Below are 12592 nucleotides of genomic sequence, written 5' to 3'. Positions count from 1 at the left end.
GGATACACAAAATTATAAAAAGCAAGTCGTATTTCGCTCTATTTTTGTGATAATTAATACTAATTTCTAAAAGGGCCGATTACTTGGTATAAAATAGTATTAATTGTTCTAGTGCCCGTTGGCAAACAGGACAAAACTTGTTATAGGTATTTGTCTTCATTCTACAATCAATAGTTGGTCTGTAGATGCCTTTTGCCGAATAGCCTGCACCTTCAAATACTCCGATTTTATATTTGGTACTATCGCTCAGAGTGGTCGGAATGGGTGTTTGAAGAGCCAGCATATCTTTCCATTTCGAGTCGAAGTTTACCAATGTTGTAATATTTTGTTCCCAAGGCTCTATATTATGTTCATAGGTATTATCCAATACATCACTTTCGTAAAAATATTCATCTGCCAGACCTGCAAAACTGTGTCCAAACTCGTGTACTACTACTGGTTTAAAATCTTTGTGTCCAGTAGTCGTTAATGTATATGAGTTGAAAATTCCTCCGCCACCATATACATCAGTGTTTGCAAGTATTATAATATGTTCGTAGGGTATGCCTGCTAAAGCATCGTGCAAATCTTTTATATGGCTGGTAGTAAGGTATCGTTCGGAGTAAAAAGTGTCAAAGTGCGAATTGAAAGCTGTATTTTTCCATATACCATTACGAGGAACACTTAACCCACTTTCTTTAGATGCACTTTCTACAATATAGAAATTGAAATTGTCTTTATATTTATCAAAAGGTGTATAAGATAGTATTTGCTGTACGGTTTCTTCTGCATATTTTTTGAAACTGTCCATTTCATCAGCTTTATACCCTTCGGCTACTATTGCCACATTGATAGATTTTACATTGTCTTTGCCTTTATGAATAATAGAGTAGGGTGTAATGTCTTTGTATCCTTTCTTACGAATTAGAATATCGGAAGGATCTACAAGGTGGCTTATTTGGGTTTTGTATTCTCCGTCTTTACTCCTTAAAGCAATTTCCACCTTTATTTTTTCTTTAGGAAAGGGTAATAGAAATACATTTTCGAAACTTTTGGTTATCGTCTTGGATTCGTCTGTGGTAACCCACTCTTGAAACAAGGTAGAAAATGTATTTTTATATATACATTCTCCTGATTGTAGATTATACATTGTAATTTGTCCGTTTCCATCTAATAGGGTGTTGGATAAATTATGTTTACGTCCAGCCCATTGTGGAAGTTCGTTTACTTGATCTACTGATATAGTTTGATTCTCTGAATTTCCAGAAAATATATAATCGATTCGTAAAGTTTTGTCAACAAAATAAGTATCGAAATTTTGACTTCGACAAATTATAGAAAGCAAGAAGCATGAAAGAAAAACAAGATTACGCATAGTGAATAGATTTGGGTCTATAATTAAGAATCTAAAGATACATATTTACCTTGATATATTCGTTTTATTAACATTGAGTAATTGTATCTTGTATTTCTTTCTTTTCTTTCTAATGGATTTAATATTTGTGATATTCGTTTTATATTGATGTTGTTTTGTCTGATTTTATATCAAAATAATTATTTTGAAAAAATGGATTATTTTGTATCTTGCAAAGAGAATTATTACTAAAATTACACATTCATTTACGAGCTTCTAAAATTATGGAGAGGGGTACTTATTCCTCAAAATATTTACGGTTACAACTAAATTAATACAACATTAAAATTACGATCATATTATACTTTAATCTTTAGGAATAAATGGAAAACATAAAGACTTCTGATGTGTTGGATTGGGCTAAACAATTCTTGGCTAAGGCTGAAAGTGAATTAACACCCGAAGAAGTAAAGGAACAACAAAAGTTTGCTTCGCTGGTACAAACTCCTGCCAATAAAATTTTACTGTCGAAAATGTTGGACGAGTCGTCGCAGATTCGTAATAACAAAAAACTGGCAAAGCGCATGAAGTTGCTTATTGAGGAATATGGAGTTCCCGATTTTTTTGGTCCTCTTGATCAGGCAATGCTGAAGTTATTTACAAGTGTAGGCTATTTATTTAATGGTATATCTATACCCATCTTTAAGGACCGTCTTCGTCAAGAGACAAATAAAATAATTATAGGAGAAGAGCGTCCCGAACTAACCAAGCATTTAGGACATAGATGGCAAAGCCATATAGGACAGAATGTAAACTTATTGGGAGAGGTTGTTTTGGGAGACAGTGAAGCTAAGCATCGCTATGAGCATTATCTGGATGCATTGAAGGAACCGGATATTAATTATATATCTATAAAATTATCAGGTATCTATGCTCAAATCAAACCATTGAACTATGAGCAAAATAAGAAAGAACTTTGTGAGCTTGTTGCTAATATATACCAGCAAGCAATAGATTATCCATATACTACGCAAGAGGGCACTAAGAAAGCTAAGTTTGTAAATCTGGATATGGAGGAGTATAAGGATGCAGAGCTAACACTAGATGTGTTTGAGACGGTTTTGAATATGCCCCAGTTTCAGAATTATACAGGAGGAATAGTTGTGCAAGCCTATTTGCCTGATGCGCCACTCTATCATCAACGATTATTGAAGATGGCAAAGCAGCGAGTTGCAGAAGGTGGAGCACCTCTTAAAATGAGATTGGTAAAAGGTGCTAATCTTCAAATGGAAAGCATTATATCTTCGATGAAGGGATGGGCTAATCCCGTTTTGCCAACCAAAGTTGATGTTGATGCAAACTATTTGCATATTTTGGATATAGCTCTATTACCCGAAAATGCTAAGGTATTGCATGTTGGTGTGGCATCGCATAATTTTTTTACAATTGGATATGCATATCTGTTGAGTGAAAAGAATAATGTGAAAGATTATATTACATTCGAAATGCTCGAAGGTATGGCAAACCATCTGCCTCGTGTAATGAGAGGTTTAGGAAAGCAAATCATATTATATACACCGGTTGTAAAGAAAGAGCACTTCCTTAATGCTGTATCTTATTTGGTTAGACGCTTGGATGAGAATACAGGTAAGGACAATTTCTTGAGTTATTCGTTTAATTTAAAATTAGATAGTCCTCATTGGGATTTTTTAGCCAATCAATTTCTTGAAGCATACGAGAGAAAGGACAGCATAAAAGCAGAAGCTTTTAGAAAGCAAAATAGAAAAGAGAAGCCTATTCCTGTAAAAGATATAAATAAGTTTCATAATGAAGCCGATACTGATTTAGATTTACCCGTTAATAGAGAATGGGCATTAAATAAATTGAAGAAGTGGGGCAGTGAGATAAATGCCGATAATTACAAAATACCTGTTCAGATAGGAGATAAGGAAGTAACGACCGAAAGCCAGAAGAAGTATTACGATAGAAGTCGCAATGATGAAGTTTGTTTCTGTGAGGCTAGTTTATCATCATTAGAACAAGTAAAAGAGATTATTACAATTGCAGAATTAGATCAATCGGGTTGGAGAAAGACTAAATTAGAGAAGCGTAACGAAATCTTACATACAGTAGCCGATAATATATCGGCGAAGAGAGGTGATTTGATTGGATGTATGTCGGCAATTACGGGCAAAACGTTTATGGAAGGTGACGTAGAAGTTTCGGAAGCTATTGATTTTTGTCGATTCTATCCGATAACGATGGAATCTTTTGAAAAATTGGATACTCTATCATATACACCGAAAGGTATTGTATTAGTTATTCCACCATGGAATTTTCCGTTAGCCATTCCCGTTGGAGGTGTTGCTGCAGCATTGGCAGGAGGTAATACGGTAATTTTAAAGCCTGCAACAGTAGCTTTACCTATTGCTTGGGAATTTGCCCAATGCTTCTGGGATGCAGGTGTACATAAAGATGCGTTACAGGTAGTATGCACCGATGGAAGAGAGCCTTTGAATTATCTGACTGCTCATCCATCTATAAAGCATGTTATTCTTACGGGAGGTACTGATACTGCATTCCGTTTATTAGAGAATAGTCCACGTACACCGCTTTCTGCTGAAACAGGAGGAAAGAATGCAATTATACTTACAGGTAATGGTGATCAGGATCATGCTATTTTGAATGTTGTTTCGTCTGCATTTAGCAATGCAGGTCAAAAATGTTCGGCATGTTCGCTATTGTTAGTTGATAAAGATATTTATAATGATGAGAATTTTAAATCTAAGCTAAAAGATGCTGTAAAGAGTCTTCATACAGGAAGCGTTTGGAATCCAGGTAATATAGTAGGTCCCATGATTACTAATGATAATGATAAATTGTTGCATGCAATTGATAATCTGGAAGCGGGAGAGTCGTGGTTAGTGGCTCCCGAATTTGTGGACAAGAAGAAATACATTCTAAAACCTACTGTTAAGTGGGGAGTAAAGCCATCCAGTTATACGTTTAAGACCGAATTGTTTGCTCCCTTATTAGCTGTTGTGTGTATAGATGATTTGAAACAGGGAATTGATTATGTAAACTCTTCGGAATACGGACTGACTTCCGGTCTTCAAAGTTTGGATGAGAACGAACAAGAACTTTGGAAGAATACGCTTGAGGCCGGTAATTTATATATAAATAGGGGCATTACGGGTGCTATCGTTAATCGTCAACCTTTTGGCGGAATGAAATGTTCTGCTTTTGGTGGAGGCATTAAAGCGGGAGGTGTAAATTATGTATCTTGTTTCGTTGAGTTTACCGAAAAAGAAACTGTAACTGCTGAATCGTCTAATTCTTCTTTAAGTGAGCTTGTTGAAGATAAGAAGTCGAAAGCCCGATTAGATTTTGCTACTGTTAATTATAGAAAAGTATGGCGTGAAGAGTTCTTTGAAGAACGCGATGTAAACCATATTTATGGCGAGTCTAATATATTTCGTTATTTACCTTTACGAAAAGTAGTTCTTCGTATTCAGCCAAATGATAATTTGTGTGATGTGCTGTTAAGTTTATTAGCTGCTTCTACTGCAAAGACTCACTTGTTTGTAAGTATTGATGCTGATAACAATAAATTGAAGGCATTAGAGAAAGCTGTTTCAATAATTAAAGGTATAGATATAGTTATCCAGAACGAAGAGCAATTTATAGCTGATATGGATAAGTATGAGCGTGTAAGAACTTGTTCGGCTAATCTGTCGGATGCTATATTTGCTAAAGCGGCTAAATTAGGAAAGCATATTGCTACGGACAAACCTTTAATTGAAGGTCGATTAGAATTACTTCACTATATGAAAGAGCAAAGTATTGCCTTTGAATACCATCGTTATGGTAGTATATTCGATGAGCACAAATAATTAGTGTAATGTATATAACAAAAAAAGGACTCAATATTGAGTCCTTTTTTATATCTGGTAATATAGTTATTAGCTATTTATCAATGAGAATAGTTCTTCAGCAGCTTCGCGAGGACCGTCTTTGCTACGTCCGTCAATAGCTAATGATGTATGTATCTCTCCGATTTGCACACCGTTATCTTTCATGTCTTTGAAGTATTGACGTACTAGTACTTCAGTTTCAGCACGTTCTTGTACTGGTCCGAATGGATTTGCAAAGTATGACTTTACTAGACCTTTTTCAGTAGTTGTTCCTTTAGCTTTACGAGCACCATCTTCGAAGATACCAATTGCTTTAGCCAAATCATCGTGGAATACGATTTTTTGTTCAACATCTTCGTAGTTATTAGCATATAGCATAATATCTACTTTATATCCTTTAGATATTATTTCGTAAGTTGAAATAGGAATAGTTACACGAGCATTGATTTTGTCAGGATTGGTATAAATACCTCTATCTAACTGTTCATAAGCATAAGCAGGGTCAAGGTCATCGATACGAACAAAAGCTCCGATCTCAGTACCATATCCTTTGATTGAACCATCAGCTTCTTTGTTAAGGAATCCCATGTCATCGAATATTACACGCATGTGGCGAATGTAATTTTCGTTAAGACTACGGAAGGCTTCCAAGCTTTCAGATTTACCTGCACCGCTATCACCCATAATGATGATATTAGATTCGTTTCCGTTTTTCAATACAATGTTTACCATTGCACCATGAATAGGTAATCTGTTGAATTCTATTTGTTTTACATTGTGAAGTGTTAATAACATCTTCTTCAAGTATCCGAAATAATCGATATCGTCGCAATAGTTTGCATATCCGATCAAGATATCGTTCTTCTTATCTTTGTAATAGAATGTTCTTTTTTCTTCGTGTCCGTCAGGATATCCGAATACATAGATAATATCTGGTTTCTTACCAATATATTCGCTTTCTTTTGCAAGTTCGAATAGATTTGAAAGACCAATACCATGTGCCATGAAATCTTTGTGGAAATATACGAACGTTAGCATGATACCTACTTTTGCAGGGAATACAAACCAATCGTCTTCGTTGAGAACAATGTTTTCAAGAGGATTTTGGTGGTGTTCTTGAAAAATGCCATCACGAGTATTACGTTTTGTATATGTAATAAATGGAGGGCGTATTACAACTGTACTGATAAATGGTATAGCTGATAGTCCTTTGTATTCGATAGGACAGTTCCAATTAACATCGTTAAGAGTTAATGAAGCTGTTGCTCCTACTGTTTTTTGACGATATACTCTTTGTTCGAATCCGTTCACAGTTTCGGTGATTCTGCGTGCAGTTGTAAGTACAAGGTCGTTGAATAAATCATTGGCTTGAATAAATCTTACATTTTGAAGACCGTCACCTAAACTTGAATTACGTACAATTGAGTATCTTTCAAGATTTTTCCAGAATTGAATCAATAGATCAATAAGTTCGATAAATAAATCTTTATCTGCAAAGAAAGCGCTGTACTTATTGTCTACTTCTATTACTTCTTCTATTTTGAAAACAGTCAATAATTTAAAAGATTCGATTAGAGATTCAACTAGATCTTCATCAAGTTTGAAACTTTTGATATAGTGATCGTATATGATAGGATCATCCTTTTTTATTTTTTGAATAAATGCTTCCACTACGCGTTTAAAACCATAGCTACTAAGTAACTTTTGTTTAGTGTCGCAATATTTTAGAGTGAAATTTATCATCGCTTTATCACGCGATAGGGTGAATTCATGTAGCATATCTTCTCTTACTCTTTGATTATTAATATTTGTAATTTGATATCTTTTTGTCTAGTGTAGCAAGCAAAGTTAAAAAATAATTCAGACTAATTGTCGTAAATAGAGTATTTATCTGTTCTGGTTTTTGTTAAAAATACTTTCTTTTATTATTTTTTATGGGCGATTGATGTAAACTATTAGGGCTCATTGGCTGTTTATATAGTATTAATTTCTTCATACAAAAAAGAATAAAATTATGAGCTCAAAAATTGAACAAATTTTAGGTGATTCTGCATCTTATCTTTTGAACCACACTAGTAAAACAATCGACAAATCGCTTATTCATGTGCCGACTCCGTCGCTTATCGATAATCTTTGGATAGATTCTGATCGGAATATTCAAACATTGAATAGTTTTCAAACGTTATTGGGGCATGGTCGTTTAGCTAACACAGGTTATTTATCTATTTTACCGATAGACCAAGGTATTGAACATACAGCAGGTGCTTCATTTGCTCCTAATCCGATGTACTTCGATTCGGAGAATATAGTGAAGCTGGCAATCGAAGGAGGTTGTAATGCTGTTGCTTCTACATTTGGAGTATTGGGATCGGTTGCACGTAAATATGCACATAAGATTCCTTTTGTTGTAAAAATAAATCATAATGAGTTATTGTCATATCCTACAACATACGATCAGGTTTTGTTCGGAACAGTTAAAGAGGCTTGGAATATGGGAGCTGTAGCAGTAGGTGCTACTATATATTTTGGCTCCGAAGAAAGTCGTAGACAGTTAGTAGATATTGCCAAAGCTTTTGAATATGCTCACGAGTTGGGTATGGTTACTATTCTTTGGTGTTATTTGCGTAATCCTGCTTTCGCTAAAGATGGTGTTGATTATTCTGCTGCAGCCGATATGACTGGTCAGGCAAATCATTTAGGAGTAACTATAAAGGCAGATATTATAAAACAAAAACTACCTACTAATAATGGTGGCTTTACAACTATTAAATTTAGTAAGACCGATCCTAAGATGTATTCGGAGTTGACTACCGATCATCCGATCGATTTGTGCCGTTATCAGGTTGCCAATGGATACATGGGTCGTGTAGGTTTAATAAATTCGGGTGGAGAGTCTCATGGGGCTTCAGATTTAAAAGAAGCTATCTATACAGCTGTAGTAAATAAACGTGCTGGAGGTATGGGGTTGATTTGCGGTCGTAAAGCATTCCAGAAACCAATGAAAGAAGGCATCGAACTATTAAATAGCATTCAGGATGTTTATCTAGATAAGAGTATAACTATTGCTTAAGGTTGCAGATCTTGTTATATTAGATACATTTAAATAACTAGATTTTGAATCTACATAAAAAGAAGAGAGGTTATTCACTGCGAATAATCTCTCTTCTTTTTATGTGGTACTAATGTTCGTTTATAGGGATGCTGTATATGATGATAAAATATTACTTTGAGCCAGATATTTGTGGTCATCGGCATAAATGTAAAGCAGAGTTCCTCCTTTTATTGTATTGATAATTGGTTTACTTAGTGCCTGAGGTAGTGCAGGGCATCCTTGGCTGCGGCCAAGTCGTCCCGAAGCTATAACCGATGGGTTAGAGTAGGGGGCGCCATGAATAACAATAGCACGCTCTTTAGCCCGATCATTGATACCTCTTTCGAGACCATTTAAAACGAGAGAATAGCCGTTTTTACCTTCGTATGTACTTTCTGTCAAATAGAAGCCTAAAGAGCTTTTATAAGAGCCGTTCTCGTTAGAAAACGAAGTGGCATAGTTTTCGCCACTATTTCTGCCATGTGACACAAGAGAAGAATAAAGCAATTTTTTCTGTTTCATATCCAAAACATACAAACGTTCCTCTGTTGAGGGTTTTGTAAAATCGATTAGAGTGATAATATCTCTGTTTTTCTCCTGAACTTTGTTGTAACCGACAAATGCTTGCTCAAAGGCAGCATAATTAACGATGTTTTCTAAATGCATATCAGTATAAAGTTTTTCACATTCAGAAGTTGCAGAAGCAAGTAATACGGGATCTTTATGATTAGTGACTGAATAGCCCACTGGTAGAAAGAACATTAAAATGTAAATTATAACTTTTTGCATAAATAAGATAATAAGTATAGTAAAATATTACTGCTTTATTTAATTGCAGGGTTTAATATTAGTCTTTGACCTTAGCGCCCACAAAGTTACATCTTTTAAATGAGAATAAAAGTTAAGTTTTTTCAATCAAAAATAAAAACTAGAGTTTGTTCTGTCGGAGCCCAGTCATAAATGAATTTAGCATGAGATGTAGCATTACGTACACACATATGCGAACGGGGGGTAGTTCCTAGTGATGGGCTAAACTCTATAACTTTTGTACTAGGAGCATTCACAGGAATACCATGTATGTAGCCTCCATTGGAGAAGCGGCTGGCGTAAGGAGCAAAGCCTCCTGTTTCTTGCGACCCATCTACAAGATAAACCATTTTAGACTTTTTTTCTTGAATCACAAATATTCCTTTTGGTGTTTCCTGCATATGAGGAGGTTTGTGTAAACCAGTGGTAGCAGGATTCATACTTCTGACAAGCCATTTAGAATCAACTTTTTCCAGTGTAGCTATGTTCTGATTTGTCAAATCTATAAAGATTGCTTTTCTGAATATTATTGTATCGTTTATGGCTTTGATATATTTTTGAGGTACAAGCCATTCTCCTTTCATATCAACAGTTGTTATCTTCACTAATCTTGAAGAATCATTATTGATTAGCTTTACCAACGATCCGTCTCTTCCATATATTTCAGCAACAGTAGAGTCGGTAGGTAAGAATAAAGGCACCGATTGATATCTTTCAACTCCCAATGTATCCGAAATACGTTTGTATGAATCTCTTTTATATACCTTAACGAGTGGAGCTTCACCATTCTTGTTTTTATAGTTTTGTAAAATAGCCCACGAAGCGGGTACTGCTTCTATCGAATCGAGCAGAGCCAATCGTTTACGTATTTTATTCCATTGAAATACTCTTACAGTATCTTTATATGGATATGTGTCTTCTAATGTGTGATCATCATAAAGAAATGCTTTTTCTATTTCTATTTTTTCCGGATCAAAACTGATAGGTTCAGGTTTCTCTGCTACGACAGAATCCTCTGCCTGAGTATTAAGAGGCGCTTCTTGTTGAGTCTTTTGATTGCAAGAGTTTAAAGTCACGAGACCGATGATTAATAGTAATGTGGCTTTTTTCATTATACTGTCAATATATTTGTTTTTTTGTAAATCGCTATCTTATTTTAGCTGTTTAACTATACAAACAAAGCAAGGAATGTTATTGTTCCCTTAAAACTGCAATATAGTTAAAAATGTGAATTTTTGCTAACGGATGTAGAAGAAAAGCCAAGAAAGGAGTTTGATTGATAGTAGTTTCCTTTCTTGGCTTCGTGGTATATGAAAAATGAAGAACGTCAGAGCGAAATGGTATATTCTCCCTCGTAAAAGAAGTTACCGTTAATTATTTGTTTTGTTTTATCGGGCATATTAACGCTTATTTCATATAACCCTTCGAGGGCAATAATTCTATTGATATGCGATTTGTAATTGGCTTTTTTTATGACTACTTTACCTGTTACTTCTTTGTTTTTGATGTTTTTTTCCGAATCCGTAAAATGTCCATTCAGAATACTGAAAGTTCCAACATCATTGGTCTTATCCATCTTTTCCCACTTAAGTTGTATTTGTCTGTTTTTCTCTTGACCGCAGAAATTATATATTATTGATGGAGATGTTAATGATACGGTGATTTCTATATCTATATTCTCTTTTAAGAGAAAAGATTTCCCTTCTACGGTATATTTAAAGTAATTATTGTTCTCGTTATTCTCATTAAGTTTCAAACTGTTTTGACATGATACATTGTGTGTGTAAAATATGATAAAAAGAATAACTAGTATAGTTCTCATAATTGTTTAAAGTTTGTCTTTAGTTATTGTTTTACATACTATATATAAAAATATATACATGAAATAGTACTGTTGTTTTGCTATTTTTGTAAGTTTTGATTGTTTTCAATAGTGGGCTTGTATCTATTCTTATAATATTATAGAATACAAATTTACCGTATTTAGGGGAGGTGTCAATTCTTAAAAAATGGATAACTATTCACAATATTGATATATTTAAATAGCTTTTGAAGTTGTGTGCGAAAAAGGGAAGAAATAAAAAGAGCTTATCTGGATGACAAGCTCTTTTTATGATTAAAATAGTGTAGAGTTTTATTGTAATATTTCTATACCTATTTTAGGTAGGTATTCTTTCCTAAAAGAATGTTATAAGGCTATAAGCCGGTTTATTCGTCTGATATCTGTTCAAATATTTCTTTCTCTGGATTCCATTCAAAATCGAGTCCTCTCCGAAAAGTAAGTATGTCTTTCACCTGAGGTTTCCATTCTACTACAACAGATAAATCTTGAGTTATAGTATTAACAGGATTATCCAGATAATCTTCGTCTTCATCACCATATAAGAAACGCCATCCGCTATCAATCTTTATTTCTGAATTTTCGCGGTAGCAATATCCGATATAATCATTATCGAGTGCTCTTTGAGTGACAAATGCATACTTCTGCATGTCTGTATAATCTTTTATTGAGGGATCATCCCAATTCTCATCGTTCTGCATAGGTCGGATTTTATATTATAAATATGTTATGATTGTTATTTGAATTATTCAAAATTGAATGTTAATGTTATCATTCTCGATTTAGCCGAATTAAGAGCTCTTGTGTAAATCAAAAGCTTCTCATCAGTAAGGTCTGAGCGGTCTTTTTCCAGTATATCCTTTAAACCAAATGAGAATCTTAGCTCAGGGCTAAGTTTGAATAAAGGAAAATATAGATTACAGCCTAGCCCTATTTCTATACCATAATCTACGTTATTAAGTTTTATAACGGGTTCTTTCTGTCCTCCGATCTGTGTATTGATAAAGCCTCCTGCTAGCACGTAGGGACGGATATTATTTAAACGCTCAGAACTGAATCGCATATGTATAGGCAGCGAGAGGTAGTTGTTCTTTATACTCGTCTCAAAGTTTTCATGCTTACCGTTCTGCTCACTAAATATAAATCGTTTTTCTCCAAAATTCAAAGTTGGTATAACTCTTAGATTCATATATTGATTGATGTATCGATCGGCAATAATACCCACACTAAGCCCGGGAGAGTAGGAGGGAATTTCGGAAAACCAGACACTATTATCGGGGTTGACGAATCCTGTATGAGATAAAATCAAGTCCTGTGTACTTAATCCAAGAGTAAAACCTAAGTGAAATAGTTTTTGGTCGGCATATGGTTGGTTTTTTACCTTTTGCTTCTGAGCAAAAAGGTTATTTCCATAAGTGATTAACAGACAGATAAGGATTATATATTTATTGCAATTTCTCAAAATAATATACTTTTAGGTAAATGTCATATCAAGATGATGACTGCATCTTGAGTGTTTTGACTTTGGATCGGTAAAATTAAGCAGAAAATATAAATAATCACTTTTTTTAGGATCAATTATTTATATTGTTGTTAATAAGTATTTT

General features: G+C 34.4%; 9 protein-coding genes. 2 read left to right on the top strand and 7 right to left on the bottom strand.

Annotated features, from left to right (window positions below; all coding sequences use genetic code 11):
* Positions 1–79: 79 nt before the first annotated feature.
* Positions 80–1354, bottom strand: coding sequence for a M64 family metallopeptidase (locus tag IR022_RS12515; protein WP_194203957.1), 1275 nt, complete (start codon positions 1352–1354; stop codon positions 80–82).
* 362 nt (positions 1355–1716) lie between these two features.
* On the opposite strand from IR022_RS12515, the gene IR022_RS12510 reads away from it, so the two are divergent.
* On the top strand, positions 1717–5226 hold the full coding sequence (locus IR022_RS12510; RefSeq protein WP_194203956.1) for a bifunctional proline dehydrogenase/L-glutamate gamma-semialdehyde dehydrogenase: 3510 nt from the start codon (positions 1717–1719) through the stop codon (positions 5224–5226).
* Positions 5227–5295: 69 nt separating this feature from the next.
* On the opposite strand, the gene IR022_RS12505 is transcribed toward IR022_RS12510, so the two are convergent.
* Entirely contained in the window at positions 5296–7026 is a 1731-nt protein-coding gene (locus tag IR022_RS12505) for a phosphoenolpyruvate carboxykinase (protein ID WP_194203955.1), read from the bottom strand.
* Between the two features lie 235 nt (positions 7027–7261).
* On the opposite strand from IR022_RS12505, the gene IR022_RS12500 reads away from it, so the two are divergent.
* Positions 7262–8317 carry a class I fructose-bisphosphate aldolase gene (locus IR022_RS12500; protein WP_194203954.1) on the top strand — a complete coding sequence of 352 codons (1056 nt, stop codon included), beginning with the start codon at positions 7262–7264 and terminating at the stop codon, positions 8315–8317.
* A 120-nt stretch (positions 8318–8437) separates the two neighbouring features.
* Here IR022_RS12500 and IR022_RS12495 read toward each other — a convergent pair whose 3' ends face one another.
* The 5 genes from IR022_RS12495 to IR022_RS12475 all read right to left on the bottom strand — a co-directional run bounded on the left by IR022_RS12495 (position 8438) and on the right by IR022_RS12475 (position 12447).
* Complete coding sequence (locus IR022_RS12495) at positions 8438–9127, bottom strand: murein L,D-transpeptidase catalytic domain family protein (protein WP_194203953.1); 690 nt, start codon at positions 9125–9127, stop codon at positions 8438–8440.
* Positions 9128–9249: 122 nt separating this feature from the next.
* Positions 9250–10257: a L,D-transpeptidase gene (locus tag IR022_RS12490; protein ID WP_194203952.1), complete on the bottom strand. Its 1008-nt coding sequence runs from the start codon at positions 10255–10257 to the stop codon at positions 9250–9252.
* 215 nt (positions 10258–10472) lie between these two features.
* Entirely contained in the window at positions 10473–10967 is a 495-nt protein-coding gene (locus IR022_RS12485; protein ID WP_194203951.1) for a hypothetical protein, read from the bottom strand.
* Positions 10968–11353: 386 nt separating this feature from the next.
* A complete protein-coding gene (locus IR022_RS12480; protein ID WP_194203950.1) occupies positions 11354–11686 on the bottom strand; it encodes a DUF2185 domain-containing protein in 333 nt (110 codons plus the stop codon).
* 44 nt (positions 11687–11730) lie between these two features.
* Positions 11731–12447 (bottom strand): porin family protein, encoded by a 717-nt coding sequence (locus IR022_RS12475; RefSeq protein WP_082204179.1) that lies wholly within the window; start codon positions 12445–12447, stop codon positions 11731–11733.
* Between the last annotated feature and the right edge of the window lie 145 nt (positions 12448–12592).

Origin of the sequence: Dysgonomonas sp. GY617, from assembly GCF_015233815.1 — a bacterium.
Taxonomy (GTDB): domain Bacteria; phylum Bacteroidota; class Bacteroidia; order Bacteroidales; family Dysgonomonadaceae; genus Dysgonomonas_A.
This window is presented reverse-complemented; position numbering and strand designations above follow the sequence as displayed.

What these genes read in the sequence shown, in the direction of transcription:
- IR022_RS12500 (WP_194203954.1), top strand. Translation starts at nt 7,262, where the DNA reads ATGAGCTCAAAAATTGAACAAATTTTAGGTGATTCTGCATCTTATCTT.
- IR022_RS12510 (WP_194203956.1), top strand. Translation starts at nt 1,717, where the DNA reads ATGGAAAACATAAAGACTTCTGATGTGTTGGATTGGGCTAAACAATTC.
- IR022_RS12495 (WP_194203953.1), bottom strand. Translation starts at nt 9,127, where the DNA reads ATGCAAAAAGTTATAATTTACATTTTAATGTTCTTTCTACCAGTGGGC.
- IR022_RS12485 (WP_194203951.1), bottom strand. Translation starts at nt 10,967, where the DNA reads ATGAGAACTATACTAGTTATTCTTTTTATCATATTTTACACACACAAT.
- IR022_RS12505 (WP_194203955.1), bottom strand. Translation starts at nt 7,026, where the DNA reads ATGCTACATGAATTCACCCTATCGCGTGATAAAGCGATGATAAATTTC.
- IR022_RS12490 (WP_194203952.1), bottom strand. Translation starts at nt 10,257, where the DNA reads ATGAAAAAAGCCACATTACTATTAATCATCGGTCTCGTGACTTTAAAC.
- IR022_RS12515 (WP_194203957.1), bottom strand. Translation starts at nt 1,354, where the DNA reads ATGCGTAATCTTGTTTTTCTTTCATGCTTCTTGCTTTCTATAATTTGT.
- IR022_RS12480 (WP_194203950.1), bottom strand. Translation starts at nt 11,686, where the DNA reads ATGCAGAACGATGAGAATTGGGATGATCCCTCAATAAAAGATTATACA.